Raw genomic sequence first — 26,987 nt, 5'->3', positions numbered from 1 at the left:
GCACTCATCGCCATGTCGCCGATGCCGTGACGACCGCGCCGCGCCCCCGTGCGATGATCGTGCCGTGACGGAACGGCGCACGTTCATCCGGCCGCTCGCCGCCCGCTCGATCGTCATCGACGTGGCATGGGCGGTCGTCGCGGCGTTCGTGTTCCTGCTCCCCATCGACCTCGAGCTCGAGCAGGCGAGCTTCTTCGCGGTCCTCGCTGCCGCCGGGGCCATCGCGCTCCGCCGGGTGTCGCCGTCGTCGGCCATGCTCATGGTCGTCGTCCTCGGGATCGTCCAGGTCGGCGGCGGCGAGCGCCCCTCGCTCGTGGACCTCGCCATGTTCGTCGTGATCGGCACCGCGGCGGTCGTCGGGACCCGGACCGAGGTCATCCTCTCCGGGGTGCTCGCGTTCGTCGCCGGGATCAGCGCAACCGTCTACCTGGCCTTCACGGGGTTCCGGTTCCTGGTGCTCATCACCGGTCCCCGCGACCAGGCGTTCCTCGCGATGGCCGCCCCGGTCACCGCGCTCCTGGGGGTCTGGGCCGGCGGGGTCGCGGTCCGCGCGTTCCGCTCCCGCGACCGCGAGTCCGAACGCCGCGCCGACGCCGAGGCCGCGGCGTCCCGCGCCGAGGCCGTCGCGACCGAGGCCGAGGCCACCGCCACGCGTGCGATCGACGAGGCCGAGTCCGAACGCATCCGCGCCGACATCGCCCGGGACGTGCACGACGTCGTCGGACACTCCCTGGCGGTGATCATCGCGCAGGCGGACTCGGTGCCGTTCCTCGACGACGAGGCCCGGATCCGCGAGGTCAGCGCCACCATCGCCAGCACCGCCCGGAGCTCCCTCGTCGAGGTCCGCCAGGTGCTCGGCCACATCGACGGTTCCGGGGCGTCGACCGACCCGGGGTCCCTCGACGAGATCGTGCAGGGCATCCGCGAGGCCGGCGTCGACGTCGACCGGTCCGTGCGGGGCCGCCCCGTGACGCTCGGCCCCGAGAGCGGGACCGCCGCGCGCCGGGTGCTCCAGGAGATGCTCACGAACGCGCTCCGGCACGGCGCTCCGGGGATGCCGGTGACCGTGCGGGAGACGTGGCGGTCGGCCGACCTGGTGCTCGAGGTCGAGAACGTCGTGCCGCCGGTCGCCGTCGGGACCGGGCCCGTCACGCTCACCGCCGGGCCCGTCACGACCACCCGCGGCTCCGGCCGGGGGCTCACCGGCATGCAGTCCCGGCTCCACGCGCTCGGCGGCTCGTTCGACGCCGCCGTCCTGGACGACGTGTTCTCCGCACGCGCCCGCATCCCGTTCGACGTCCTTGGGGGGACCATCCGATGACCGATCCGATCCGCATCCTGCTCACCGACGACCAGGCGCTCTTCCGAGCGGGACTCCGCGTCGTGCTCGACGCGCAGGACGACATGGTCGTCGTCGGTGAGGCGTCCGACGGGGCCGAGGCGCTCCGGCAGATCCCCGAGCTCCGGCCCGACGTGGTGCTCCTCGACATGCGGATGGCCGGCACGGACGGGGTCGAGACCGTCCGGCAGCTCTTCTCCGGCGCCGTGCCCGGTCCGTTGCCCCGGGTCATCGTGCTCACCACGTTCGGGCTCGACCCCGCGGCCGCGACCGCGATCCGGCTGGGCGCGAGCGGGTTCCTCCTCAAGGACACGACGCCGCCGTTCCTCTTCGCCGCCGTCCGAGCGGTGCACGAGGGCAGCTCGGTGATCGCGCCGAACGACCTCTCGCAGCTCTTCGGCGCCGACGTCGAGCGGGCCCCCGCGCCGCAGCCGCCGGAGTTCCAGACGCTGACCGACCGGGAGCGCATCGTGTTCGGCTGGGCGTCGCGGGGGTTGTCGAACGCCGAGATCGCGGCGAAGGAGTTCGTCACCGAGTCCACGGTGAAGACGCAGATCTCGAGCGTGCTGGGGAAGCTCGCGCTGCGGGACCGGGTGCAGCTGGTGGTCTACGCGCACGACCACGGGCTGGCCGGCACCCGCGACGGGTCCTAGCCCGCGGACGCTTCCGCCGCAGCCTCCTCGTCCGGCAGCGCGGTGTCGAGCGCCTGGACCTCGTCGAGGACCGCCGCGATCGCCGCGGGGTCGTGCGCGAACCGACCGAGGAACAGCCCGCCGATGCGCCCCCGGCCACGGGTGAGCAGCCCGGGCCCGGCGCTCCCGCCGTAGATCGCGACGCTGCCGGCCAGTTCGGGTCGGTCGTCGAGGTGCTCCTCGATCCCGCCGAGGACCGCGACGACGTGCTCGTCCGGAGCTGGTGCCGGGGCCCCGATCGCCCAGACCGGCTCGTACGCCACGACGAGCGGCCCGGCGATGCCGTCCGCGGTGGCCGTCGCGACGGCCCGGTCGAGCTGTCCGGTCACGTCGGCGACGGCGCTCGCACTGGAGGAACGGATCGCCTCCCCGACGCAGAGCAGCGGCCGCAGGTGGTTGCGGAACGCCGCGTGCACCTTCGCCGCGACCCGCTCGTCCGTCTCGTGGAACAGGGAGCGCCGCTCCGCGTGGCCGATCTCGACGAGGTCGACCCCGATCTCGCGGAGCTCCGCCCCGGAGACCTCGCCGGTGTACGCGCCCTCGTCGGCCTCCGCCAGGTCCTGCGCGCCGAGGAGCACCCCGGAGCCGGCCAGCACGTCGCGCACCGGGACCAGGGCAGGGAACGTCGGCGCCACGAACAGCGTCGCCGCCCCGGAGCGCACGGCGGGGTGCCGCTCGGCGATGTCCCGGACCTCCCGCGCCCAGGCGAGGGTGCGGGCGTGCGAGAAGTACATCTTGAGCGACACCCCGACGAGCGTCACGTCGCGTCGACCCCCTCGGCGTCGATGCCCTCGGCAGCCGACCCGTCGTAGCCGCAGATCGCCGCGACCTTCTCGGCGCTGGCCGACGACGGGTCGAACTCGTAGCCGAGCCACTCCTTCGCCATCCGCCGGGCCACCTCGAGTCCGACGACCCGCTGCCCCATGCAGAGCACCTGCGCGTCGTTGGAGAGCACTGACCGCTCGACGCTGTAACTGTCGTGGGCGGTCACCGCTCGGATGCCGGGCACCTTGTTGGCGCTGATCGCGACCCCGAGCCCGGTGCCGCAGATCAGGATCGCCCGGTCGGCCTCGCCGTTCGCGACCATCCGGGCGGCGTCGACGGCGATGTGTGGGTAGGCGGTGTGCCCGTCGGCGTCGACCCCGACGTCGTGGACGGAGGCGACGCGGTCGTCCGCGGACAGGTCCCGCTTGATCGCCTCCTTGTACTCGTAGCCGGCGTCATCCGAGCCGACGACCAGGCGGAACGTCATGATCTTGCCCCTTCCTCGATGACCGGGGTCACCGTCTCGACGATCAGTGCGAAGGACACCGCTCCGGGGTCCTTCGTCCCCACCGCCTGTTCGGCGTGGGTCTTGGCGCGGCCCTTCCGCGGCACCAGGTCGGCGGTGGCGTCGGCGGCCTCGTGTGCGGCCGTCACGGCGGACCGCCACGCGTCCGGGACGGACGCACCGCGCTCGACGGCGGCGGCGAACGCGTCGTCGAACGGCACGAGGGCGTCCACCATCGTCTTGTCGCCGGGCACCGCGCCGAAGGCGAGGACGGCTTCGGCGGCGGCGTGCACCGCGCTCTGGACCTCCGCCGCCGACGGACGCGAGTCGTCCCCGATGCCGCGACCCAGTGCCTCCAGGGCGGCGCCCCAGACGGCACCGGACGTGCCACCGGCCTTGTCGGACCACGCGTCCGCGGCGATCGCGAGCAGGCCGCCCGCGCCGACGTCGCGGCCGAGCGCCTCCTGCGCGGCGGCGTCGGCGGCGTGCGCGCCACGCTGCATGCCGATCCCGTGGTCGCCGTCCCCGGCGACCGCGTCCAGTTCGCCGAGTTCGTCGACGTGCTCGTCGAGGACCCGGCGGACGGCGGCGAGCGCTCCGGCGAGGCGCACCGCGACGGCCTGCGACTCGGCCGAACCGGTGCCGACCACGATGCCGTCGTCGGCTTCCAGTTCGGACTCCGGGAGGCGCTCCGCGGCGACCGCTCCGCCCTTCCGGAACGCGGGCGTGTCCGCGGGTGCGGCCCAGAGCCGTTCGAGTTCGTCGTCGAGCCAGAACAGCGTCAGCGAGACACCGGCCATGTCGAAGCTCGTGACGAGCTCGCCGACCTCGGGTTCCACGGTGACGACCCCGGCGTCGTCGAGCAGCCGCTGCACCGAGCGGTAGACGACGAAGAGCTCCTCGTACTTCACGCTGCCCAGTCCGTTGAGGATCGGGACGACCCGTGCGCCGTCGGCCGTGACGCCGTCCGGCAGTTCCTCCAGCAGCCGCTCCACGAGGAGCGCAGCGAGTCCGTCCGCCGTCGGCACGTCCGTCTCGTCGATGCCCCGCTCGCCGTGGATGCCCATGCCGATCGCCATGCGCCCCTCGGGCACCTCGAACAGCGGTTCGTCGGCGCCGGGGAGCGAGCAGCCGGAGAAGGCGACGCCGAACGACCGGGTCCGGTCGTTCGCACGCGATGCGACGGCGGTGACCTCGTCGAGCGTGCGGCCCTCCTCGGCCGCCGCACCGGCGACCTTGAAGACGCAGAGGTCACCGGCGATCCCCCGCCGTTCGGACGCGAGCTCGGCCGGGGCGGAGACCACGTCGTCGGTGACCACGACCGTGCGGACCGGGATGCCCGAGGCCTCGAGCGTTCGAGCCGCGGCGTCGAAGTTGAGGACGTCACCGGCGTAGTTGCCGTACGAGAAGAGGACGCCGCCGCCGTGTTCCGCCGCGCGCGCCACTCCGGCGACCTGCTGCGCGCTCGGACTGGCGAAGAGGTTCCCCATCGCCGCGCCAGCCGCCAGGCCGGGTCCGACGAGACCGCCGAACGCCGGGTAGTGCCCGGAGCCACCGCCGATCACGACGGCGACCGTCCCGTCCGGCGAGCTCGTGGCGCGGGCGACCCCGCCGTGCACCCGGCGGACCCACCGCTGGTTCGCGACGACGAACCCGTCCGCCGCCTCGTCCGCGAAGTCCGCGGGGTCGTTGAAGAGCCTGGTCATGCGTTCGTCTCCTTCGACGTCGATCCCCGCGGCGACGTCGTCGTCGCCACGTGCGAGGTGTCGAGCAGATCATCCGCCTTCGACCCTCGGAAGTACTTCGTGCAGAAGATCATCACCGCGGCCACGAACGCCAGGACCCCGAGCGACACGATGCCGAACGCCCCGCTGTCCGTCGGGACGACCTCGTTGATCGCGGTGCGCATGATCGGGGCCACGAACCCGCCGAGGTTGCCGAGGGAGTTGATGAGCCCGATGCCCGCGGCCGCTGCTGCGCCGGTGAGGAACGCCGTCGGGTACGCCCACGTGATCGGTCCGACGGCGAGGAAGCTCGCGACCGCGAGGGTGATGAACACGATGCCGAGGATCGGCTGCCCGTTCGCCCCGGCCCACGCCGACCCGAGGATCGACAGGCCCGTCGTGACGTAGAACACCGTGCCCCACCGCCGACGGCGGCCCACGGTGTCGGCGTTCGAGCCGACGAGGTAGCAGGCGACGAGACCGACGAGCCACGGGATCGCCGCGACGAGTCCGACCTGCCAGCCGACGTCCTCGCCGAGGAGCGAGGACACCTGCTGCGGGAGGTAGAACGTCGTCCCGTACACGGCGACCTGCAGGCAGAAGTAGATGATCGTGAAGTACCAGACCCGGCCGCTCGCCAGCGCCTTCCAGATGCCGGTCGGGCCGTCCTCGCTCCGGGCGGTGTCCTCTCGGGCCATCGCCGCCGTCAGGGAGGCCTTCTGCCCGTCGTCGAGCCACTTCGCCTGCTGCGGACTGTTCGTCAGGAACACGACGGCCGCGATGCCGGCGAGCACGGCGAGGAGACCCTCGCCCGCGAACATGACCTGCCAGCCGTGGAACGGGGTGGCCTGGTCGCCGAAGCTGATGAGGCCGCCGGACAGCGGGGCGCCGATCATCTGCGAGAACGGCTGCGCGAGGTAGAAGATCGCGAACATCCGCACGCGGACCTTGTTCGGGAACCACTCGGACAGGTACATGATCACGCCGGGGAAGAGTCCCGCCTCGGTCACCCCGAGGACGAACCGCAGGACGATGAACATGGTGTCGTTCGTGGTGAACGCGAAGAGCGCGGCGACGATGCCCCACGTGATCGCGATGCGGGCGAGCCAGAAGCGCGCCCCGAACCGCTTGAGCAGCAGGTTCGACGGGATCTCGAAGATGGCGTAGCCGATGAAGAAGATGCCGGCGCCGAGCGCGAAGGCTCCGTCGGAGATGCCGCGGTCGACGCTGAGCGCCTCCTCCGCGAAGCCGACGTTGGTGCGGTCGAGGAACGCGACGAAGTAGAGCAGGACGAGCATCGGCATGAGGTGCTTCGTCGCCTTGCCGATGGCGGACTGCAGGGCTGGATCGCGCGTCGATCCGAGCGCGGGGGCATGGGGAAGTGACACGGGTTCGCTCCTTTGCGAGCACGGTGGTCGTGGGTCGGGGTGGTCGGCTCTAGTGCATGTAGAGACCGCCGTCGACGTTGAGCGTCTGGCCCGTGACGAACCCGGCGTCCTCGCCGATGAGGTAGGCGATCGCCGCCGCGATGTCCTTCGGCGTCCCGATCCGGGGCAGCACCCCGTCGGCTGCCATCGCGGCCTTCCGCTCCTCGGAGAGCGTGCCGCCCATGATGTCGGTGTCGATCGGGCCGGGGGCGATCGCGTTGACGGTGACGCCGTGCGGGCCGAGCTCACGGGCGAGGCCGCGGGTCAGGCCGATCACGCCGGCCTTGGCGACCGTGTACGGCGTCTTGCTGAAGGTCCCACCGCCGCGCTGGGCGGAGACGGACGACAGGTTGACGATACGTCCGTACCCGTTCCGGACCATCGACTCCGCGGCGCGGAGGCTGGCGAAGTGCACGCCGTCGAGGTTGATGCTCAGGACGCGGTGCCACTCCCCCTCGGGCAGGTCGAGGTAGGCGTGCGCCGACGAGACGCCCGCCAGGTTCACGAGCGCGGTGATCGGGGGCAGCTGCGCCTCGATCGTGTCGAAGGCCGCGCGCACGGCAGCCTCGTCGGCGACGTTCGCGCCCGCGCCCACGGCCTGGACGCCGTGCTGCTCGCGGATCTCGGTCGCGACCTGTTCACTCGCGGTCTGGTCGAGGTCGATGATCCCGACGTTCCACCCCTGCTCGGCGAGGTGGTGGGCACTCGCCCGGCCGATGCCGCGCGGAGAGGCGGCTCCGGTGAGGACGACGGTGCGGCCCTGGTGCTGGTCCTGGTCCTGGTTCTGGTTCTGGTCGCTCATGGTCGTCCCGTCAGTGGATGGGCGCCGGGCCGAGCTCGTCGAGGAGCTTCTGCATCGCGACGTACGCCTTGTTGCGGTAGGCGACGAGTTCGGGCGTGCGGTCGGCCGGTACCTCGAGGTAGCCGGCGCCGGACTTCGTGCCGAGCTCGCCCGCGTCGACGTGCTGCTGCAGCGACGGCGGGGTCGCGAAACGCTCGGGCCAGCGGGTCTGCAGCGACTCGAAGCAGAACGCGTAGACGTCGAGCCCGGCCATGTCGGCGATCGCGAACGGGCCGAAGAACGGCAGGCGGAAGCCGAACGTCGTCCGGACGATCGTGTCGATGTCGTCGGGGCCGGCGATGCCCTCGTCGGCGATCTTCGTCGCTTCCTCGAAGAGCGCGTACTGCAGCCGGTTGAGGACGAAGCCGGTGGAGTCCTTCACGCGTGCGGACTGCTTGCCGGTCGCGGCGACCACGGCCTCGCCGACCGCGATCGCGTGCTCGTCGGTGGCCGGGTGCGGGATGAGCTCGACACCCGGGATGAACGGCGCCGGGTTCGAGAAGTGCACCCCGAGGAACCGCTCCGGTCCGGTGACGGCCTCGGCGAGGGACGCGATGAGGATCGTCGAGGTGTTCGAGCCGATCACGGCGTCGGGCCGGGCTGCCGCGCTGATCCGGCGGAGGGTCGCGTGCTTGATCTCGAGCTTCTCGGGCACGGCCTCCTCGATGAAGTCGGCCGTCGCGACCGCTTCCTCGATGGAGTCGGCGGCGCTGAGGTGCGCGTCGACGCGCGACACGGCGTCCGCGGGGAACAGGCCGTCCGCGACGAACTGCTCCGTCTCCGTGATCAGCCGGGCCCGGTTGGACGCGGCGATCTCGGCCGAGACGTCGGCGATCCGGACGGTGTGGCCGGCGAGGGCGAGGACCTGGGCGATCCCGCCACCCATGTAGCCGGACCCGACGACGGCGATGTCGAGGGTGCTCATCGAGTTGCTCCTTGCTTCGTCGCCCCGACCACCGAGGTGGCGAGGACGGACCGGATGTACTGCTGGTTGGTGGCGCAGACGCCGAGGCTGTCCCCGCCGTACTGCTCCGTCATGACGATCCCGCGGAACCCGTCGGCGACCGCGTCGCGGAGGACCTGGCGGTAGTTGATGAGCCCGGTCTCCATGGTGCTCGGCGCACTGGTCGCCCAGCTGCCGTCGGCCGACTCGTCCCGCGTGTAGTTCTTCACGTGCAGGTAGTTCGTGTACGGCAGGGTCTTCGCGAACAGCTCCTTCCAGTCCTCCACCGGGCGGTGCAGGCGGATGAGGTTCGCGACGTCCGCGTTGAGGCCGACGTTGTCCAGGCCGATCTCCTCGACCAGCCGCACGGCGCTGTCCGCGGTGCCGAGGTAGGTGTCCTCGTACAGCTCGAGGGCCATCGGCAGGCCGACGCTCGCGGCGTGCTCGCCGAGTTCCCGCAGGCGGCGGACCGCTGCGGCACGCACCTCGGCGTCGTCCGGGTCCTCCGGGCCCTGCGCGGTCCAGAACCACAGCGCGCGCCGCTGGGCCTCGTTGAACGGCTGGTGCAGTCCGGTCGAGAAGACCTGCATGCCCCACTCGGCCGCGGCGTCGATGGTCCGGTGCGCGTAGGCGAGGTTGTCCTCCTCGTGCCCGGGCTGGACGACGCTCTTGCGCTGCAGGTGCACGGAGGGGATGCCGACGCCGTGCGCCTTCGCGATCGCGAACAGCTCGTCGCGCCGGGACCGTTCGAGGTCGGCGGGGCGGATGTGGCTGTCGGCGAGTTCGGCGAGCGTGAACCCGACGGCCTCGATCTGGGCGAAGACGTCGTCCCACACCTCGGGGTCCGCGTCGTGGAAGGCCACGCCGTCGCGGGTCACCTGGGGGAAGCCGTGCAGACAGGTCGCGATCGGCCAGGTCTCGTCGGTCCAGGTCGTCGGGTCCCAGTCTTGGGTCACCCAGTCCTGTGGTGCTGCCACGTGCATGCTCCTTCGCAGTCGTGCGGTTCGGTTCGGCGCTGAACCTCTTTCCTATAGGAAAGATACTCGCTCAACAGCGATCCGCAACCCCCGCTGGCGATCCGCAACCCCCGCTGGCGATCCGCAACCCCCGACGGCGATCCGACCCCCGACCAAACCGGTCCGCGCCGCACTCCGAAAGAGCCGGGCCGAGGATCAGGACGCCCGTCCGGTTGACCCGAACCTCGGGACGGGCGTCCGTCGGCTCAGGCCGTGTGCGACGCGTCGGCGCGCGAGCGCAGGCGGACCGCGTCGATGTGGTGACGCATCGCGGCGACGGCGGACGCCGGGTCGATGGCCAAGGCGTCGAGGACCGCGCGGTGCTCCTGCACGGCGCGGTGGGTGTCGTCGCCGCCACCCTCGACGATCTGCCGCATGCGGTGCACCCGGGTGGTGATGATCTCGGACATCTCCTCGAGGAAGGGGTTCCGCGTCGCGTCGAAGACCAGCTGGTGGAACTGCCAGTCACTCCGGAAGAACCGTGCCATGAGCTCCTCGGACGCGTGCACCGCTCCGACCGTCGCGATCTCGTCGGCGACCGCGGCCTGGTCGGCGAGCGCGGCCTCCAACCGGGACCGCAGCGCGGGCACGTCCCCACGGCACGCGAGCTCGACGGCGCCGCTCTCCACGATGAGCCGAGCGTCGAAGAGCGCTTCGAGCTGGTCGCCCGCGAGGGGCGGCGACACCCGGTAGCCCTTGTTCGCCTCACGCGTGACGAGGCCGGTCCGCTCGAGCTGGACGAGCGCTTCCCGCACCGGCGTCGGCGACACCCCCAGCGACCGCGCGAGACCATCGATCGACAGGCGCATGCCGGGTTCGACGTCGTGGCCCATCAGCACCTCGAGCACCCGGTCGTAGACCCGGTCGCGCAGTCCGAGCTGGGTGATGCGCTCCGTCCCGAAGCCGGGCATGGTCGTCGACATGGGTCGATCCTAGAGAATCGACGAATCAGTACAGCGCGTCGATGCCCATCAGGTCGCCGAGGCCGAGCGTGCGCTGGCCGGTCTCGCACGTCGTCGACGCGGGCTTCATGACGAGGCCGCTGTTCTGCGCGGTGTGCCCGAGTCCGTAGGCGTGACCCCACTCGTGCGTGGCCACACCACGGAGGTCGAACTTCGTGCCGGAGCACGTCGTCGTCGCCGACCACGCCGCCGCGGTCGTGTACCGCTGGTCGACCTCGACGGCCACGCCGGACCGCGACCAGACGCAGGTCACCGCGAGCGTGCCGGCGCGGAGCGAGCCCCAGGCCGCGACGCTCGTCCCGCTGGAGGTGCCGCAACCACCGGTGGCGGTCACGCCCGAGGCTTGGGTGGTCGTGCCGAGGTACCGGTCGGCCGCGGTCGAAGTGACCTTCTTCCCGCAGGTGGCCAACGCGCCGGTCCAGGCGTCCGATCCCGCCCGGATCGCCGTGACGCTGCCGGTGCCCTTCTGCCCGGTGGCGTTGTAGCGCCAGTCGACCCGACTCCCCCAGCGGAAGCCGGTCCGGGTGTACGTCTTGTTGCTGCAGCTCGACGGCGCACTCGCGCTGGTCGCCGAGGTCGCAGCCCCGGCGGTCGCGCGGGTCGTCGCGGTCCGCTGCTGGAGGGCGGCTCGCTCGAGGCGCACCGCGGCCGGGGCCCCGGCCCACCGGTCGTCGATGCGGACCGCGACACCGGACCGACCGGTGTTCGTGACCGACACGTCGCCCGGGTCGACGGCGCCGGACGCGGCGACCGGCAGCGCCGCCACGGTGGTGCCGCTCGGCGGGACGGCGAAGCGTCGCCCGTCGGGCAGGACGACGGTCCCGGACGACACCGCACACCCGCTGGCGAGCGCCGCGACCGTGATCCCGTCCCCTCGGCACGACGGGCTCGCGGCGGTGGCCGCGGCCCCTCCGGACGCGACGGTCACCGCGACGAGCGCGACCCCCAGCACGACCGCCCCTGCGGTCACGAACGACTTCCGCACGACCTGATCCTCCCGATGTCCCCTGCGCCACGCAGTCCCGTGCACGGCGCAGACAGTGTGCAGAGTGCCCGACGGAGGGGTCAACCCCCCGAAGTGGCCGGTGCACCCCTCGGCGTGGTGTGCGTCGACCGGGCACCATGGGTCGGATGGGACCACGCTCCGCAGTCGTCGTCGGGTCCGGCATCGCCGGTGCCAGCACGTTCTTCGCCCTCGCCCGCCGCGGCGTCGAGACCACCCTCGTCGACGACGGCGCGGCCGGTCAGGCGACCGCGGCGAGCGCCGGCATCCTGCAGCCGTGGTCGTCCGCGATCGACGGTCCGTTCGCCGACCTGTACGTCCGCGGGGCCGCCTTCTGGCCCGAGGCACTGTCCCGGTTGGCCGAGGTCGGGGTGACGCACACCGACCACCGGCGCAGCGGCGCCCTGGTGGTGAACCGTGACGCGTCGGCGGTGGACGCGGCCGAGGAACGGGTCGAGCGGCGCCGGCAGGCCGAGCCGGACGTGGTCGGCCGGGTCGAGCGGATCGGCGGTGACCGGGCGCGCGAGCTGTTCCCGCCGCTGGCTCGCGGGCTCGACGCGCTCTGGATCGAGGGCGGCGGTCGTGTCGACGGGCGGACCGTCCGTGACGCCCTCGTCGAGGCCGGCCGTCGGCACGGTGGCCGGACCGTCACCGCCCACGCGACGCTGCTCGACGACGGACGGGTCCGACTCACCGACGACCAGGAGCTGCTGGCGGACGCGGTCGTGCTCGCCGGGGGCGCCTGGACGAACGAGCTGCTCGGTGCCCTCGGTCTCCGGGTACCGGTGGCGCCGCAGCGCGGCCAGATCACCCACCTGACGCTCCCCGGCGTCGAGACCACGCACTGGCCGTCGGTGCACCCGCTCTCGCACCACTACCTCGTCGCGTTCGACGGGTCACGGGTCGCGGTCGGGGCCACCCGTGAGACGGGGAGCGGCTTCGACCCCCGCGTCACCGCCGCCGGGCAGCTGCAGGTCCTCCGCGACGCCGTGTCGATCGCCCCCGGGCTGGCGGACGCGACCGTCCTCGAGACCCGCGTGGGCCTCCGTCCGCTCGCGGACGACACGATGCCGATCGTCGGCGCGGTCCCCGGACACGAGCGGCTGTTCGTCGCGACGGGCTACGGTGCCGCCGGGCTCACGATGGGGCCACTGCTCGGCGACGCCCTGGCCCGGCTCGTCCTCGGCGACCGGGTCCCGGAACTCAACCTCCTGCGTCCTGCACCGACGCCGGCGTCGGCGCCCCGGCACTGAACCCGCTCAGGGCACCTGCACGAAACGCGGTGCTCCCCGGTCCCGCAGCCGGAAGCCGAGGTGCTGGTAGAGCCGGATCGCACCGGTGTTCCCCGCCGCGGCGTGCATGAGCGGCGTCTCACCGCGCTCCCGGATGCCCGCCGCGACGTCGAGCACGAGCCGTCGCCCGAGTCCCTGCCCGCGGAACGCGGCGTCGGTGCACACCGCACTGATCTCGGTCCACCCCGGCGGGTGCAGTCGCTCCCCGGCCATCGCGATGAGCCGTCCCTCGCGCCGGATGCCGACGTACCGACCGAGCTCGATCGTGCGCGGCAGGAACGGCCCCGGCTTCGTCCGGGCGATGAGCTCGAGGATCTCCGGGACGTCGTCCGGCGTCAGCTCGATCGCCTCCGGGTCCCGCGCGCCCTCGATGGTCTCCCCCGTGAGCTGCACGCCCCCGGCGCTCTCGACGCGCTGCCACCCGTCCGGCAGCACGGCATCGGGCCCGACGCTGAACACCGCACCGGAGCCGAGCAGCGCCCGGACGTCCTCCCAGTCCTCGGGTGTCGGCCGCGCCGGGATCCCCGTCCACACCGACACGTCCGGCAGGTACCGCGCGATCTCCCCGCGGCGCTCGGCGAACCGCGCGTGGTGGCCGTCGAGCGAGGCGAGCGCCGGGTTGTCCAGCACCCGCGTCGGCGTCCCGTCGTCGGCGATCGTCAGGTCGAGCGTCCGGATCGCCGCGCCGCGGGCGTCTCCGCCCCGGAACCCGAGGTCCTCCAGCCGGCGTCGGTCGCCGTCGGCCCACCCGCTCGTGTCGGCCACGACCGCAGCGGCGTACCGGTTGCGCGCGCGGTCGACGACGGTGTCGACGTCCGTGACGGAAGCGAGGGCGACCTCGCCGGGACGTGTCAGCTCGGTCGGTCGGGTGCTCGTCGTCATGTGGACATCCTCCGACGGCGTGACCGGCGACGACGGATCGTTGCACCGCGTGACGTCGCACCCGGCACGCACGCCGGGCACGCCCACCCTCACCCCAACCGCGACGCCACGAACGCCACCATCCGCCGGACGAGCACCGCTCGGGACGCCTCCCGCCGGTAATCGTGCCCCTCCCCCTCGAGCTCGAGGTACTCGACGTCGTGCGACCGCTCCCGCAGGGCAGCGACCACCTGGTGCGCCTCACCGACTGGGACGTTCGTGTCGAGCTCGCCGTGCACGACGAGGACCGGCGCCGTGACGTCGCCGATCGCCCGCATCGGCGACAGCGCCTCCAGGAGCGCGGCGTCGTCCACCGGGTGCCCGTACTTCGTCGCCGCCGCGGCAGCGATCCACGGCTCGGTTTCACGGTAGAAGGTCGCGAAGTCGCTCATCCCGCAGACGGCGACCCCGGCCGCGAAGACGTCAGGCGTGAAGGCCAGGGACGCGAGCGTGGCGTACCCGCCGTAGGACCGCCCTTCGACGGCGACCCGTGAACGCTCCGCGTACCCGTTCGTCACGAGGAACCGTGCTGCGTCCACGACGTCGGCGAGCGCGTTCCAGCGCAGCCCGAGGTCGTCGGCGTGCACGAAGTCCCGCCCGTACCCGGAGGACCCTCGGATGTTCGGGGCGAACACGGTGATCCCGGCGGCGGCGAGCGCCTGGTGCTGCGGGGAGAACGTGGGTCGCTCCTGCGACTCCGGCCCGCCGTGCAGGTGGACGAGCGCGGCAGGGACGGGAGGGACGGATCGCCCGGCGTCGTCGACGTGCGGCCCCGACGTGGTCGGCTCCACGGCCCGGTACAGCCAGCCGGAGACCTCCAGCCCGTCCCGCGCCGCGAAGCGCTCGAGCGTCGGGACGACCAACGGCGCATCGGGGAGCTCCGGGACGCCGGTGACGCGACTCCAGGTGAGCGCGTTCGTGTCGAGTCGCCAGAGCTCCCGCGGTCGGGTCGGGCCCTCGACGGCGAGCAGCACGCTCCGGCCGTCCCGGCTGAGCACGGGGTCGGTGACGACGTCCCCGGGGAGGTCCGGGACCGGTGTCCGCGAGGCGTCGTGCGTGTTGATGAGATCGAGCTCGCTCCGGCCGTCGACGTTCCAGACGAGGAGCAGCGTCCGCCCGGCGTCGTCGGCGTCGAGGTACTCGAGTTCGGCGTCGTCGCGCTCCGCGATCCGCCGGGGCGCTCCGCGCCAGCCGTGCGGTCCGACGGGCTGGGCGACGAGCTGGCGCCGGGGGAGGCCGGCTTCGGTGGCGACGTAGGCGACGAGCGGGCTGGTCTCGCTCGCGGGGGCCGGACGGAGGAACGCGATCTCGGCGGAGCTCTCGGGCGTCTCGGCGAAGAGCGCGTGGCTCTCGTCGGTGAGCCGGTCGACGACGACCACGAACTCGTGGCCGCGCTGGCCGTCCCGGAGCACGACCAGGCGCTCCTCGACGGACAGGTCGAGGACGTGGATGAGCTCCCCGACGGCGAGGTCGTCCCGGTCGCCGGATACGGGGTCGACGAGGTAGGAGCGGGCGGGCTGGTCGGGCTCGGTCGAGGGCAGCGTGATGACGACCCGGTGCCCGCTGCGGCTCCACGGCCCGAGTTCGGCGTGCTGCCAGCGCGACCCGGCGATCTGTGCGGCGTCGCTGCCGTCGGGGCGGACCACCCACACCTGCTGCTTCACGCCGCCGTCGGTCGCGATCGCGACGGCGAGCCACTCACCGTCGGACGACCACGTGACGCGGACCACGGGGTCGTCGGACAGCCGGATCCGCACCGGCTCGGGCGGTGCTCCGTCGACGACGACGTCCTGCACGAAGACCTCGGGCGTCCCGTGCCGGTCGCTGACGAAGGCGACCCGGCGCGCGTTCCGCGTCATGGTGGGTCCCCACGATCCCCAGGCCGCGACGAGGCGCTCGCCCAGGTCGGCCGCCTGCCGGGCGCGGGCCGACAGACCGACGTGATCCGTTCCTCCCGGCCGGACCGTGGACCCGCTCACCGGACCCCCTGGTGCTGCAGCCACATCTCGATCAGGCCGAGCTGCCAGAGCGCGTTCGCGCCGATCTCGGTCCTGGTGCTGTTCGGGTCCTGGAGCATCCGCTCGACGGTGGCCGGGTCGAAGAGTCCGCGCTCCCGCGCCTCCGGCGCGTGCAGCGCCTGCCGGACGCGCTCCAGGTACGGGCCCTCGAGCTGCCGGATCGCCGGCACCGGGAAGTACCCCTTCGTCCGGTCGATGACCGAGTCCGGCACGATGCCGCGGGACGCGCGCTTCATGACGCCCTTCCCGCCGTGGGCGAGCTTCAGCTCCGGCGGGATCGTCCCGGCGAACTCGACGAACTCGTGGTCGAGGAAAGGCACGCGGGCCTCGAGCCCCCACGCCATCGTCATGTTGTCGACGCGCTTCACCGGGTCGTCCACGAGCATGATCGTGGTGTCGCTGCGGAGTGCGGCGTCCACGCTCGTCTCCGCTCCCGGAACCGCGAACGAGGCGTCGACGAAGGCCGACGGGGTGTCGTCGTCGCTCCGCCACCGCTCCCCGAGCAACGGCTGGAGCGCGGGCCAGCGGCGGTCCATGAACACCGAGCGGTAGACCTCGGCGGCCTGGTCCCTTGGGACGGACGCGAGCGGCGGGTACCAGCTGTACCCGCCGAGCACCTCGTCCGCGCCCTGCCCGGACTGCACGACCTTGACGTGCTGCGAGACCTCCTGCGAGAGCAGGAAGAACGCGACGCAGTCGTGGCTGACCATCGGTTCGCTCATCGCCTGGATCGCCCCGTCGATGCCGTCGAGCAGGCGCGAGGACGGGATCCGGATGCGGTGGTGGTCGGTGCCGAAGTGCCGAGCGACCTCGTCGGAGTACTCGAACTCGTCGCCGGACTCCCCGCCCGCCGACTCGAAGCCGATGCTGAACGTGGCGAGGTCCTGCTGCCCGGCTTCGGCGAGGAGCGCCACCACGAGGGACGAGTCGATCCCGCCGGAGAGCAGCACCCCGACCGGGACGTCGGCGACCATGCGGCGTTCGACGGCGGTGCGGAGCTTCTCGGTGAACGCCTGCTGCCAGTCCTGGTCCGACCAGTCCGCCCGCTCCGGGTCGCGCTCGAAGCGCGCCTCCCAGTACGTCTCGTCGTGCACGGCACCGTCGGGCTCGATGACGCGGACGGTCGCGGGCGGCAGCTTGCCGACGCCGGACAGGATCGTGCGGGGTGCGGGGACGATCGAGTGGAAGGTCATGTAGGACGCGAAGGCGACCGGGTCGATGCTCGTGTCCACCCCACCGCCGGCGAGGATCGCCGGCAGCGAGCTCGCGAAGCGCACGCCGCCGGGGACGTCCGCCACGTAGAGCGGCTTGATGCCGAGCCGGTCGCGGGCCAGGACGAGCCGGCCGCTGGTGTGCTCCCAGATCGCGATCGCGAACATCCCGATGAGGTGCTCGACGAACCGCGTTCCCCACTCGACGTACGCGGCGAGGATGACCTCGGTGTCGGAGGTCGAGAAGAACTCGTGGCCCCGGCCCCGCAGTTCGTCCCGGAGCTGCCGGTAGTTGTAGACCATGCCGTTGTAGGCGATGGTGAGCCCGGCGCGCGGGTGGACCATCGGCTGCGCGCCGGCGGTGGACAGGTCGACGATCGAGAGTCGCCGGTGTCCGAGCGCCACCGGTCCGCGCGCCCAGAGACCGTCGCCGTCGGGGCCGCGGTGCACCAGGCACCCGGTCATCCGTGCCACGGCGCCGACGTCGGCCGGCCGCCCGTCGAACCGGAACTCCCCTGCGAGTCCGCACATCAGCGCTCCCCTTCCGTCCCGATGATCCAGGTGTCCTTGGCGCCGCCGCCCCGCGAGGAGTTGACGACCATGCTCCCCTCCGGCGCGACCCGGGTGAGCGCGACGTCGGCGAGGTGGGTGTCGTCCGGGCCGGTGCCCGTCACGTACACGAACGCGCGGAGGTCCACGTGCCGCGGGTCGAGTCCGGCCGGTCCGATGGTCGGGTGCGAGGACAGCTGCACGACCTCCTGCCCGACCCACCCCTCCGGGTCGGCCGCGATCTCGCGCCGTCGCTCGGCGACCTCGGACGCGCTGGCGCTCGGGCCGATGAGGACCCCGCGCCCGCCCTCGCCGTCGACGGGCTTCGTCACGAGTTCGCCGACCCGGTCGAGCACGGAGAGCCGTTCGCCCTCGATGCTCGTGCGGTAGGTCGGCACGGACTCGAGCAGCGGCTTCTCGGCGAGGTAGTACCAGATGAGGTCGGGCACGTTGACGTACATCGCCTTGTCGTCGACGAGCGCGTTGCCCGGGGCGTTGGCGAGGTGGACCCGTCCGGCTGCGGCGGCGTCGAGGATCCGCGCCCCGAGCTCCGGAGCGTGGTCGTTGCGCAGGGCGCGCACGTCCCGGTCGATCCGCAGGTACAGGCCGTCGAGCACCTCGCCCGTGGCCGCGACGACGACGTGGCCGTCGCGGACGTCCAGGTCGGACTCGCCCAGGAGGCGCAACCCGGCGCCGTCGGCGAGCCTGCGGTGCTCGAACCACGCGCCGGCGGCGGGGCCGTCGCTCACCAGCCCGATGACCGGGTCCGGGTTGCCGGTGACGGCCGTCGCGTTGGTGCGGAGGGTGTCGCGCAGGCGGGCGGTCACGCTGCGCGGGTCACGCAGGTTCGCCGGACGCGGGGCGTCCGGCACGACCTCGTCCATCAGCTCGCGGAGGGCCAACCCGTACGCCACCCCGGAGGGCGAGCGGACGTTGTCCTCGAGCACGCGCCACCCGCCGAACTCGTTCCGGACCAGGTCGAAGCCCATCACCGCTGCGCGCACGGCCGTCGCGGGAAGGCGTGCGGCGTCCGGGTCCCAGCCGTTCGCACCGACGAAGTGGTGCTCGTCCATCGCGCCGTCCGCGACGATCTGCCGCTCGCCGTACGCGTCACGCAGGAAGAGCTCGATCGCGCGGGCACGCTGCCCCAGGCCCGCCGTGAGCTGCCGCCACTCGTACGCGCTCACGGTGCGCGGCACGAGGTCGCACCCGAACTCCTGGGCGCCGCCGTCGACCACGAAGCCGACCTCGTGCTCCCGGGCCCACGCGTCGCGGGCGGCGCAGCGCTCGATGGTGGTCTCGGCGTCCCAGCCGAGGAAGAACGTCGCGAGGTCGCGGAACGCCGGGCGGGGACGGGCGCCGGGGCCGACCGCCTCGTCGCCCGCTCGGACGCGGTACGCCGGGATCGGCGGGACCGGGTGCTCGTCGCGGCCCGACGGGGTGCCGGCGGTGTCCCCGACGACCTGGCTGACCACGTCGTCCAGGCTCCCGCGCTCGGCGTGTGCGGTGCGCTGGCGGTCGGTGGAGTTGCCGCGGGCGAGGGTGTCCTCGAGCAGCCCGCTGACGGTGCCCCAGTCGCCGAGCTCCTCGAGCTCCGGGCGGAGCCTGGACACCAGCTGCCGCACCGCGATCTCCGCCGGCAGCCGCTCCGGGTGCCGACCGAGCCCGAGCAGGTCGCCGCTCAGGCCGCTGCGTGCCGCCTGCCACATCGCGGCACGGTGCAGCGGCTCGCTGCGGGGCTGCCACTCGGCACCGGACTCGACCGCCTTCTCCGCCCGGCGGACCGACGCACGGAACAGGCCGGCGATGAGCACCGCGTCGTCCACCACGGGCGTGGCGTCGCAGACCCGGAGTTCGAGCGTCGGCGCGTGCGACGAGGGCCGGACGTCGAAGTACGCCATCTTCTTGTCGGCGATGACGCCGGAGGCGATGAGGTCGTCGAGCACCTTGTCGTACTCGGCCGCGCTCTCGACCCGACCGAAGCTGCCGGCGGACGGCCACCGCTGCCAGATGATGCTCCGGAACGAGGCGTAGCCGGTGTCCTGCCCGTTCCAGAACGGACTCGACGCGCTGAGCGCCAGGAGCACGGGCAGCACCGGGGCGACCCGTTGCGCGATCTGCACCGCCAGGTCACGGTCGCTCACCCCGACGTGCACCTGCAGGCCGCAGATGAGCTGTTCGTCGACGAGCATCCGGTACTGCTCCTGCATCCGGCCGTAGCGGCCGCCGGAGGTCAGCTCGAAGTCGGCGTACTCGGACCGCGGCGCGGTGCCGGCCGCTGCGATCGTGACCCCGGCCGGTGCGATGGCCGCGCTCAGCTCGCTGCGCAGGTCGACGATCACCCGCCGCAGGTCGTCGAGCGTCCGGACGACCGGGGTGTTCGTCTCGATGGTCGTGCGCTGGAGCTCGGCGCCGAACCGGTGGGCGGGCAGTTTGGGCAGAAGGCGCGGGGCCTTCGCGGAAAGTCGGCCGGACTCGAGGTCGATGAGGTGCAGTTCTTCCTCGGCGCCGAGCGTCAGCTCTGCACTCATGGGTGGAACCTATCGCCGGCACCCCTGGGCACGCCCGGTGTCGCGTGGGAACTTCGCATGTTCGAAACACGGGGTACACGGCGCTGGGAGCGCCAGCGGCGACTGACGTAAGAACGGAGACGTGTCCACGACCGTCTTCTGCCTGCACGCGCTCGGCTCGAGCTCCGAGGAGTTCGTCGGACTGCGCACCCGCCTCGCCGGGACCCTCGACCTCATCGGCATCGACCTCCCCGGGTTCGGCAGGAGCTCGGCGGTGACCGGTACGACGGTCGAGGAGATGGTCGAGCTGGTGGAGCGCGCGATCGGTCGGAGCGGCGTCACCGAGTGGGCGCTGATCGGACACTCGATGGGCGGCAAGATCGCCTCCGTCGTGGCGTCGCGGACGATCGACGGGTCGAACGGGCTGTTCGGACTCCGCGCGGTCGTGCTGCTCGCCGCCTCGCCGCTCGCGCCGGAGCCGATGGACGACGACCGCCGCTCCACGATGCTGGGGTGGGCGGCCGACGGGGAGATCGGGCCGGACGAGGCGGAGACCTTCGTCGACGCGAACACCGCGTCCCGCCTGCCCACCGAACCGCACGACACCGCCGTGGACGACGTCCGGCGGGCCGCACCGCAGGCGTGGACGGACTGGCTGGTCCGCGGGAGCCGGGAGGACTGGTCGACGGCGTTCCCGCCGAACCCCGTCCCGGCCCTCGTGCTCGCCGGCGCCGAGGACGGCGACCTCGGACCGGACGCCCAGCGCGAGCTGACCCTCCCGCACTGGACCGCCGGCGAGCTCGCCGTCGTCCCCGGTGCAGCGCACCTGCTCCCGTGGGAGCAGCCGGACGAGGTCGCCGACCGCATCCGCGCGTTCTGGCGCCGTCGTGTCGACCACGGCCCCGTCGTCCCCGCTGCGACGGCACGGGTGATCGCGTCGCCGCGGGTGAGCGCCCGGATGCGCGGGGTCCTCGCTGTGCGGGCCCTCCCCGACGCACCGGACCGCGAACCGCGGGCGCTCGACCACCACCAGCTCGACACGCTCCGCGCCCTGGCCCGGGTGGTCGTCCCGCAACCCGGGGAGCGGCACCTCGACCTGGCGCTGCGGGTCGACGCCCAGCTCGCCGACGGGCTCGGCGACGGGTGGCGTCCGGACGGGCTCCCCGCCGACGTCGACGCGTACCGGGCCGGACTCGACGCCCTGCAGAGCGAGACCGCGCACGGCGACGACCACCTCGCCGAGGTCCTCGACGCCGTCGCGGCGGGCGAGTACACCCCGTCGTCGGGGTCGCTCGACGCCGACCAGCTCCGCGCCTGGCTGGAGGACGCGAGCGTCGACCTGGTGAAGCAGTGGGCCGCGCACCCCGCGACGATGGCGGCGATGGACTACGACGGGTTCGCCAACGGCGGCGACGGCGTCCGCAAACAGGGCTTCCTGCTCCTCGGTGCCGGCGAGCGCGAAGCATGGGAACCGACGGGAGCCGCACGATGAGACTCGACCACCAGCGCCGCCACGACGAGGACGAGGTCGTCGACGTCGTCGTGGTCGGCACCGGAGCGGGCGGCGCGCCGCTGCTCGCCACCCTCGCCCGACGCGGACTCTCCGTCGTCGCGCTCGAGGCCGGCCCGAACACCGAGCCGGGCGACCACGTCCCCGACGAGGTCGAGTCGCCGGCGGACATCAACTGGATGGACGAGCGGATCAGCGGCGGGAGCTCCCCGACGGCCTTCGGACCGAACAACAGCGGCACCGGCGTCGGCGGCTCGACCCTGCACTGGGGTGCGTTCACCCCGCGACCGAACGCGCACGACATCCGGCTGCGGACCGACAGCGGACAGGGTGAGGACTGGCCGATCGACCACGCCGAGCTCACCGGCTGGATCGAACAGGTCGAGCACGACGTCGGCGTCGCCGGTCCGGCGCACTACCCGTGGGACCCCGCGCGCCGGTACCGGATGGCGCCGCCGCCCCGGAACGCCTCCTCGGACATGATGATGCGGGGCGCTGCCGCTGCGGGGATCACCGCGACCGACGCTCCCGTCGGCCTGACAACCGAGGACCGGCACCAGGAGCACCACGGCCTCCGCCAGGCGTGCGTCTCGTGCGGGTCCTGCCACCAGGGCTGCCGGAACGGCTCGAAGGTGACGATGGACACCACCTACCTGCCCGCCGCGGTCGCCTTCGGTGCGGAGATCCGAGCCGAGGCGTTCGTGCACGGCATCGAGCTCGACGCACGCGGTCGCGTCGAGGCCGTCGTCTACCGGCAGGACGGGCGGGACCACCGGCAGCGCTGTCGCACGCTGGTGCTGGCAGCCGGCGGGATCGAGACGCCACGGCTCCTCCTGCACACGGGCCTCGCGAACAGCAGCGGACAGGTCGGCCGGAACTTCACCGCCCACGGAGCCACCCAGGTCTGGGCGACGTTCGACGAGTCGATGCGGTCGTACCGCGGGTACCCGTCGTCGATCATCACCGAGGACTTCGTCCGACCCGCCGACGCGGACTTCGCCGGCGGGTACCTCGTCCAGAGCCTCGGGGTGCAGCCGCTCACCCTGGCCACCTCGCTGGTGCGCGGCGGCGGACTCCGCGGTGCCGAGCTCGTCCGGGCACTGCAGGACTACCCGCGGATGGCCGGCGTCGGCATCAACGCCGAGTGCCTGCCGTACGACGAGAACCGCCTCGTGCTCGCCGACGAGGTCGACGCGAACGGTGTGCCGAAGGCCCGGGTCACGTTCTCCCCCGGGTCGAACGAGGAGGCGATCACCCGCCACGCGATCCGCACCATGACGACCATCGTCGAGGCGGCGGGCGGGCGGGACGTGCGGGTCCTCGACCGCACGGCGCACACCGTCGGCACCGCGCGGATGGGGACCGACGCCGGCAGCTCGGTGGTCGACGACGCCGGTCGGTCGTGGGACGTCCCGAACCTGTGGATCGTCGACAACTCGGTGTTCCCGAGCTCCCTCATCGCGAACCCGGCCCTGACGATCATGGCGCTGTCGCTCCGCACCGCCGACCGCCTCCTCCGCACCGAGGTGTGACCGGGCGCTCAGCCGCGCGTGCGCGCCAGCCGCCGGTTGAGCGCCCCGTTCAGCAGCGCGACGAGCAGCCCCACCGCGAACACCAGCGTGCCGAAGCACAGCACCTGCGGCGGCATCCCGGCCTTCGCCGCCCCGTACACGAACAGCGGGAACGTGACCGCCGGCCCGGCGACAAACGACGTGATCACGTAGTCGTCGATCGACATCGCGAGCGCCAGCAGCCCCGCGGCGAGCATGCCCGGCGCGAGCAACGGCAGCGTCACCAGCCGGAACGCCTGGAACGGCGTCGCACCGAGGTCCCCGGCCGCCTCCTCGAGCGCCCGTGACGTCCCGGCGATCCGTCCCCGGAGCACCACCACGACGTACGCCACGTCGAAGGCCACGTGCGTGAGGAGCACCGTGAGGAACCCGGTGCCGAGGCCGATCGACAGGAAGAACGACAGCGACGCGGACCCCACGACGATGGACGGCGCCGCGATGTCCGCGAACACGACGGCGTTCGCGGCGCCGCGGCCGGGGAACCGGTACCGCTCGAGCGCCAGGGCCAACGGCAGACCGATGGCGACGGAGACGATCGCCGCGAGGAACGCGATGACGACCGAGGTGACGAAGGCCGACCCGAGCCCGGACACGTTCACGAGGTTCGCGTACCAGTACGTCGTGAAGCCGTTCCACGCGAAGGACAGCCGGTTCGTGGGGGCGTCGTTGAACGAGTACACGATCATGTAGACGATCGGCACGAGGGTGATCGCGATGACCACCCAGTACACGATCGCGAGCCACGGCCCGCGGCGGTTCACTCCGCGGCGACCCGGCCGACGAGCGCCGGACGCGGTGACCGGGGACGTCGGAGCGGCGGACGAGCGGGGTGGTGCGACGGCGGTCATACGAGGTCCTCGAGGTCGTCGGTGCCGGAGACGCGGGCGTAGATGAACAGGATGATGCCGAGCACGACCATGAGCACGGTCGACAGCGCCGCGGCGACGTTGTACTGCTGGTTCCCGGAGTAGGCGTCCTGGATCGCCTGCCCGATCGTGTACGTGTTCGTGCCCCCGAGCAGCGCCGAGTTCACCGGGTCCCCCACGCAGTCGATGAAGACGAGCAGCACCCCGGCGAAGACGCCGGACCGGGACAGCGGCAGCGTGGTGTGCCAGAACGCCCGGAACTTCCCGGCGTAGAGGTCGTGCGCGGCCTCACCGAGTCGCGGGTCGATCCGTTCGAGTGCGGCGTAGATCGGCAGCACCATGAACGCGAGGTCGTTGTACGCGTCCCCGAAGACCACCGCGCCGCCGGTGCCGAGGATGTGGAAGTCCTTGCCCGCCAGCCCGATGCCCTGCAGCACCGTGACGACCGGCCCCTGCGACGCGAGCACGAACGCCCACATGTCCGTCCGGATGACGAACGACACCAGGAAGCTCACGAACACGAGCATGAGCAGCGGGTTCTTCCACCGCGGGGACACCCGGAACGCGATGAAGTACGCGACCGGGTACCCGACGATGATGGTCACCAGCGTCGCGGCGAAGCCGTACCAGAGGGACCGGAGGAGGAACGTCAGGTACGGCACCTGCGGGTCCACGAAGAGCGACGAGTAGATGCCGAAGTTCCTCGTGAAGGTGTAGCCGTCGTCCGGGTTGCCGGACATCAGCGAGACGACGAGCCCCGACACGAGCGGGATGACGAAGAACACCGCCAGGTACGCGGTGCCGACGAGCGCGAGCAGGAACGGCACGCGCATCCGACGCCGACCCGGACCGGTACCGGCCCCCGCGATCGCGGCGGTCCCGACCGCGGTCACGACTGCACCACCGCGTTGAAGATCCCGTTCCACTCCGAGTACTCGTCGTAGTTCTCGAACACCCGGAACTCGTGCGACTTCGCCAGGACCTCAGCAGACGGGAACACCAGGGGGCTGTCGGCGACGGTCGCGTCGTCGAGCTGGTCGCGCACGTAGCCTTCCGCGCCCGGCACGGGGCAGACGTAGTTGACGTAGTCCTCGACGATCCCGGCGATCTCCGGCGTGTAGTAAAAGTCCATCCAGGCCAGGGCGGACAGCGGGTTCGCCGCCTGCCGCGGGATCATGAGGTTGTCGTGCCACATCATCTGGCCCTCCTCGGGGGTGACGAACTTCAAGTGCTCGAACCCGGACTGCTGCGCCTGGAACACGTCGCCGGACCACGCCTGGGTGATCCAGGTGTCGCCGTTCTCGAGCTTGTTGATGTAGCTCTGGTCGTAGAACCCGGTGACGCTCGGCCGCAGCTTCCGCAGCCACGCCTGGGCCTTCCGCCAGTCGGCCGGGGTGGACTTCTCCGGCGCGATCCCGTTCGCCAGCAACCCGAGCGAGCCGAGCTCGGTGTTGTCGCTCATCAGCCCGACGCGACCCTTGAACGCCGGGTCGAGCAGGTCCTGGAACGACGTGATCTCCCGGTCGATGTACTTCGGGTTGTAGGCGATCCCGGTGAAGCCGGTCTGCCACACGACCGAGTGCTGGTTGCCGGGGTCGTACGTCGGGTCCTTCACGGAGTCGCCGGCGTACTTCGCGAAGTTCGACAGCCGCGAGTGGTCGAGCTCGCACACGAACCCGTTCTTGATCATCTGGGTGAGCTCGAACCCGTTCGTCATGACGACGAGGTCGTACCCGGTGGCCCCTTGGGCCCGGAGGATCGGGGAGACGGTCGCGTAGAAGGTCGCGTTGTCCTGGATCACCGCCTGGTAGTCGACGGAGATCCCGGTGCGCTTCTCGAAGAGCGCGATCGACTCGGACTTGCCGTGGTCGGAGTCGATGTAGAGCGGCCAGTTCGCGAAGTTGAGCTGCTTCGTCGCCTTCTGGTCCGCCCAGAACTTCGCCCAGTCCACGGGATGCTCGGCGAGGGACGCAGCCGACCCCTTGATGCTGCAGCCGGCGAGCAGCGCGGCGACCGCGGCGGCGCCGCCACCGGCGAGGAACCCGCGACGGCTCACACGACCCGACGTGAGTCCGCGGAGCAGGGCGGGTCCCGGCTCCGGCAGGCGACTCACGCGACCGCACCTTCCGGCGTGGGCACGGACTGGAGGCGCGACCCGCCCTGGGTGGTGACGCTCGCGTCGGACGCGGGGTGCGCCTCCAGGCCGAAGCCGTGGTCGACACCCCACGTGAGCCAGACCTCGGTGCCGGTCGCGATGCGCGGGCCGCCCTTGGAGTTCTGCGCGAAGACGGAGACGCGGCCGGCGCCGGGGACGTCGACGAGGTACTGCGTGCTGACGCCGGAGAACGACACGTCGACCACGCGGCCGGGGCCGAGGATGTTGCGGCCCGCTTCCGGGGTGGGTTCCGCGGTGCGGATCTTGAGCTTCTCGGGTCGGACGCCGACGACGACCCGACCGGTGTGCGCGACGGCCCTCGCGGTCGGGACGGCGAGCGTGCCGGCGGCCGTGGCGACGACGAGGAGGTCGCCCTCGGTGCCGCGGACCTCACCCTCGAGCAGGTTCGACTGCCCGAGGAAGTTCGCGACGAACGCCGTCCGGGGCAGCTCGTACAGTTCCTGCGGGCTGCCCATCTGCTCGATCCGGCCGCCGTTCATCACGGCGACGGTGTCGGCCATCGTCATCGCTTCCTCCTGGTCGTGCGTGACGTGCAGGAAGGTGAGGCCGACCTCGGCCTGGATCGTCTTGAGCTCGAGCTGCATCTGGTGCCGGAGCTTGAGGTCGAGTGCGCCGAGCGGCTCGTCGAGGAGCAGGAGCGCCGGCCGGTTCACGATCGCCCGGGCGAGGGCGACGCGCTGCTGCATGCCGCCGGAGAGCTGTGCGGGACGCTTCGACGCGGACGCTTCGAGTTCGACGAGCCGCAGTGCCTCCGTCGCCTTGGTCATCGGATCAGGGATCCGGCGGCGCTTCAACCCGAACGCCACGTTGTCGAGCACGCTCATGTGCGGGAACAGCGCGTAGTTCTGGAACACCGTGTTGACCGGCCGCTGGTACGGCTTCGTGTCGGTGACGTCCTTCCCGCCGAGCAGGATGCTGCCGCTCGTGGGTTCCTCGAGCCCGGCGACGAGCCGCAGCGTGGTGGTCTTGCCGCAGCCGGACGGACCGAGCAGCGCGAAGAACGAGCCGGCCGGCACGGTCAGGTCGAGCGCGTCGACCGCGGTGTGCCCGGGGAAGGACTTGGTGATCTGCTCGAGCCGCAGATCGGCTCCCGATTCGGCGAACGTGCCGGTCATTGCCATGGTGCCTCCTGCTGCGCGGGTGGGT

At 72.3% G+C, this 26,987-nt stretch carries 22 protein-coding genes; 5 read left to right on the top strand and 17 right to left on the bottom strand.

Annotation, left to right across the window (positions count from 1 at the left end):
* Positions 1 to 64: 64 nt before the first annotated feature.
* Together FS825_RS07285 and FS825_RS07280 are read left to right on the top strand one after the other, a co-directional pair.
* Complete coding sequence (locus tag FS825_RS07285) at positions 65 to 1,321, top strand: sensor histidine kinase (protein WP_144711783.1); 1,257 nt, start codon at positions 65 to 67, stop codon at positions 1,319 to 1,321.
* A complete protein-coding gene (locus FS825_RS07280) occupies positions 1,318 to 1,992 on the top strand; it encodes a response regulator (protein WP_144711782.1) in 675 nt (224 codons plus the stop codon). The genes FS825_RS07285 and FS825_RS07280 overlap by 4 nt, the downstream gene beginning before the upstream one ends.
* On the opposite strand, the gene FS825_RS07275 is transcribed toward FS825_RS07280, so the two are convergent.
* The 9 genes from FS825_RS07275 to FS825_RS07235 all read right to left on the bottom strand — a co-directional run bounded on the left by FS825_RS07275 (position 1,989) and on the right by FS825_RS07235 (position 11,199).
* Complete coding sequence (locus tag FS825_RS07275) at positions 1,989 to 2,792, bottom strand: triose-phosphate isomerase family protein (protein ID WP_144711781.1); 804 nt, start codon at positions 2,790 to 2,792, stop codon at positions 1,989 to 1,991. The genes FS825_RS07280 and FS825_RS07275 overlap by 4 nt on opposite strands.
* Complete coding sequence (locus tag FS825_RS07270) at positions 2,789 to 3,283, bottom strand: ribose-5-phosphate isomerase (protein WP_144711780.1); 495 nt, start codon at positions 3,281 to 3,283, stop codon at positions 2,789 to 2,791. Before FS825_RS07270 ends, FS825_RS07275 begins: the two co-directional genes overlap by 4 nt.
* Positions 3,280 to 5,007, bottom strand: coding sequence for a dihydroxyacetone kinase family protein (locus FS825_RS07265; RefSeq protein WP_144711779.1), 1,728 nt, complete (start codon positions 5,005 to 5,007; stop codon positions 3,280 to 3,282). Before FS825_RS07265 ends, FS825_RS07270 begins: the two co-directional genes overlap by 4 nt.
* Complete coding sequence (locus tag FS825_RS07260; RefSeq protein ID WP_144711778.1) at positions 5,004 to 6,413, bottom strand: MFS transporter; 1,410 nt, start codon at positions 6,411 to 6,413, stop codon at positions 5,004 to 5,006. The genes FS825_RS07265 and FS825_RS07260 overlap by 4 nt, the downstream gene beginning before the upstream one ends.
* A 49-nt stretch (positions 6,414 to 6,462) precedes the next feature.
* Complete coding sequence (locus FS825_RS07255; RefSeq protein WP_144711777.1) at positions 6,463 to 7,254, bottom strand: SDR family NAD(P)-dependent oxidoreductase; 792 nt, start codon at positions 7,252 to 7,254, stop codon at positions 6,463 to 6,465.
* Between the two features lie 10 nt (positions 7,255 to 7,264).
* On the bottom strand, positions 7,265 to 8,218 hold the full coding sequence (locus tag FS825_RS07250) for a 3-hydroxyacyl-CoA dehydrogenase family protein (protein WP_144711776.1): 954 nt from the start codon (positions 8,216 to 8,218) through the stop codon (positions 7,265 to 7,267).
* The gene (locus FS825_RS07245) at positions 8,215 to 9,213 is read right to left on the bottom strand and encodes a sugar phosphate isomerase/epimerase family protein (RefSeq protein ID WP_260981069.1); all 999 of its coding nucleotides are present in this window, start codon (positions 9,211 to 9,213) and stop codon (positions 8,215 to 8,217) included. Before FS825_RS07245 ends, FS825_RS07250 begins: the two co-directional genes overlap by 4 nt.
* 245 nt (positions 9,214 to 9,458) lie before the next feature.
* On the bottom strand, positions 9,459 to 10,175 hold the full coding sequence (locus tag FS825_RS07240) for a GntR family transcriptional regulator (protein ID WP_144711774.1): 717 nt from the start codon (positions 10,173 to 10,175) through the stop codon (positions 9,459 to 9,461).
* A 25-nt stretch (positions 10,176 to 10,200) separates the two neighbouring features.
* Complete coding sequence (locus FS825_RS07235; protein ID WP_144711773.1) at positions 10,201 to 11,199, bottom strand: matrixin family metalloprotease; 999 nt, start codon at positions 11,197 to 11,199, stop codon at positions 10,201 to 10,203.
* Between the two features lie 146 nt (positions 11,200 to 11,345).
* On the opposite strand from FS825_RS07235, the gene FS825_RS07230 reads away from it, so the two are divergent.
* Positions 11,346 to 12,470 carry an NAD(P)/FAD-dependent oxidoreductase gene (locus tag FS825_RS07230; RefSeq protein ID WP_144711772.1) on the top strand — a complete coding sequence of 375 codons (1,125 nt, stop codon included), beginning with the start codon at positions 11,346 to 11,348 and terminating at the stop codon, positions 12,468 to 12,470.
* A 6-nt stretch (positions 12,471 to 12,476) separates the two neighbouring features.
* Here the strand turns inward: FS825_RS07230 and FS825_RS07225 are convergent, their stop codons facing one another.
* The 4 genes from FS825_RS07225 to FS825_RS07210 form a co-directional block, all read right to left on the bottom strand.
* Positions 12,477 to 13,391, bottom strand: a complete 915-nt coding sequence (locus tag FS825_RS07225; RefSeq protein ID WP_144711771.1) for a GNAT family N-acetyltransferase — start codon at positions 13,389 to 13,391, stop codon at positions 12,477 to 12,479.
* A gap of 89 nt (positions 13,392 to 13,480) precedes the next feature.
* Complete coding sequence (locus FS825_RS07220; protein WP_260981068.1) at positions 13,481 to 15,409, bottom strand: S9 family peptidase; 1,929 nt, start codon at positions 15,407 to 15,409, stop codon at positions 13,481 to 13,483.
* Positions 15,406 to 17,190: an N-acetylglutaminylglutamine amidotransferase gene (locus tag FS825_RS07215; RefSeq protein WP_144711770.1), complete on the bottom strand. Its 1,785-nt coding sequence runs from the start codon at positions 17,188 to 17,190 to the stop codon at positions 15,406 to 15,408. Before FS825_RS07215 ends, FS825_RS07220 begins: the two co-directional genes overlap by 4 nt.
* On the bottom strand, positions 17,190 to 19,739 hold the full coding sequence (locus FS825_RS07210) for a carboxylate--amine ligase/circularly permuted type 2 ATP-grasp protein (protein ID WP_144711769.1): 2,550 nt from the start codon (positions 19,737 to 19,739) through the stop codon (positions 17,190 to 17,192). The genes FS825_RS07215 and FS825_RS07210 overlap by 1 nt, the downstream gene beginning before the upstream one ends.
* A 121-nt stretch (positions 19,740 to 19,860) precedes the next feature.
* Between FS825_RS07210 and FS825_RS07205 the strand changes: the two genes are divergently transcribed.
* Both FS825_RS07205 and FS825_RS07200 read left to right on the top strand, forming a co-directional pair.
* Positions 19,861 to 21,210 carry an alpha/beta hydrolase gene (locus FS825_RS07205; RefSeq protein WP_144711768.1) on the top strand — a complete coding sequence of 450 codons (1,350 nt, stop codon included), beginning with the start codon at positions 19,861 to 19,863 and terminating at the stop codon, positions 21,208 to 21,210.
* Positions 21,207 to 22,760, top strand: coding sequence for a GMC family oxidoreductase (locus FS825_RS07200; protein ID WP_144711767.1), 1,554 nt, complete (start codon positions 21,207 to 21,209; stop codon positions 22,758 to 22,760). Before FS825_RS07205 ends, FS825_RS07200 begins: the two co-directional genes overlap by 4 nt.
* 8 nt (positions 22,761 to 22,768) lie before the next feature.
* On the opposite strand, the gene FS825_RS07195 is transcribed toward FS825_RS07200, so the two are convergent.
* The 4 genes from FS825_RS07195 to FS825_RS07180 are packed head-to-tail and all read right to left on the bottom strand — an operon-like array spanning position 22,769 to position 26,962.
* Positions 22,769 to 23,647 (bottom strand): ABC transporter permease, encoded by an 879-nt coding sequence (locus tag FS825_RS07195; protein WP_144711766.1) that lies wholly within the window; start codon positions 23,645 to 23,647, stop codon positions 22,769 to 22,771.
* A complete protein-coding gene (locus tag FS825_RS07190) occupies positions 23,644 to 24,558 on the bottom strand; it encodes an ABC transporter permease (RefSeq protein WP_222126902.1) in 915 nt (304 codons plus the stop codon). The genes FS825_RS07195 and FS825_RS07190 overlap by 4 nt, the downstream gene beginning before the upstream one ends.
* The gene (locus FS825_RS07185) at positions 24,555 to 25,778 is read right to left on the bottom strand and encodes an ABC transporter substrate-binding protein (RefSeq protein WP_144711765.1); all 1,224 of its coding nucleotides are present in this window, start codon (positions 25,776 to 25,778) and stop codon (positions 24,555 to 24,557) included. The genes FS825_RS07190 and FS825_RS07185 overlap by 4 nt, the downstream gene beginning before the upstream one ends.
* The gene (locus tag FS825_RS07180) at positions 25,775 to 26,962 is read right to left on the bottom strand and encodes an ABC transporter ATP-binding protein (RefSeq protein WP_144711764.1); all 1,188 of its coding nucleotides are present in this window, start codon (positions 26,960 to 26,962) and stop codon (positions 25,775 to 25,777) included. Before FS825_RS07180 ends, FS825_RS07185 begins: the two co-directional genes overlap by 4 nt.
* Positions 26,963 to 26,987 lie beyond the last annotated feature (25 nt).

It is taken from the genome of Curtobacterium pusillum, assembly GCF_007680845.1.
Lineage (GTDB): Bacteria > Actinomycetota > Actinomycetes > Actinomycetales > Microbacteriaceae > Curtobacterium > Curtobacterium pusillum_B.
Note: the sequence above shows the minus strand (reverse complement) of the source record. Positions and strands in the feature narration are given on the sequence as shown.

Coding starts and splice junctions, on each gene's coding strand:
- FS825_RS07280 (WP_144711782.1), top strand. CDS start 1,318: ATGACCGATCCGATCCGCATCCTGCTCACCGACGACCAGGCGCTCTTC.
- FS825_RS07270 (WP_144711780.1), bottom strand. CDS start 3,283: ATGACGTTCCGCCTGGTCGTCGGCTCGGATGACGCCGGCTACGAGTAC.
- FS825_RS07265 (WP_144711779.1), bottom strand. CDS start 5,007: ATGACCAGGCTCTTCAACGACCCCGCGGACTTCGCGGACGAGGCGGCG.
- FS825_RS07255 (WP_144711777.1), bottom strand. CDS start 7,254: ATGAGCGACCAGAACCAGAACCAGGACCAGGACCAGCACCAGGGCCGC.
- FS825_RS07250 (WP_144711776.1), bottom strand. CDS start 8,218: ATGAGCACCCTCGACATCGCCGTCGTCGGGTCCGGCTACATGGGTGGC.
- FS825_RS07240 (WP_144711774.1), bottom strand. CDS start 10,175: ATGTCGACGACCATGCCCGGCTTCGGGACGGAGCGCATCACCCAGCTC.
- FS825_RS07230 (WP_144711772.1), top strand. CDS start 11,346: ATGGGACCACGCTCCGCAGTCGTCGTCGGGTCCGGCATCGCCGGTGCC.
- FS825_RS07225 (WP_144711771.1), bottom strand. CDS start 13,391: ATGACGACGAGCACCCGACCGACCGAGCTGACACGTCCCGGCGAGGTC.
- FS825_RS07215 (WP_144711770.1), bottom strand. CDS start 17,190: ATGTGCGGACTCGCAGGGGAGTTCCGGTTCGACGGGCGGCCGGCCGAC.
- FS825_RS07210 (WP_144711769.1), bottom strand. CDS start 19,739: ATGAGTGCAGAGCTGACGCTCGGCGCCGAGGAAGAACTGCACCTCATC.
- FS825_RS07200 (WP_144711767.1), top strand. CDS start 21,207: ATGAGACTCGACCACCAGCGCCGCCACGACGAGGACGAGGTCGTCGAC.
- FS825_RS07195 (WP_144711766.1), bottom strand. CDS start 23,647: ATGACCGCCGTCGCACCACCCCGCTCGTCCGCCGCTCCGACGTCCCCG.
- FS825_RS07180 (WP_144711764.1), bottom strand. CDS start 26,962: ATGGCAATGACCGGCACGTTCGCCGAATCGGGAGCCGATCTGCGGCTC.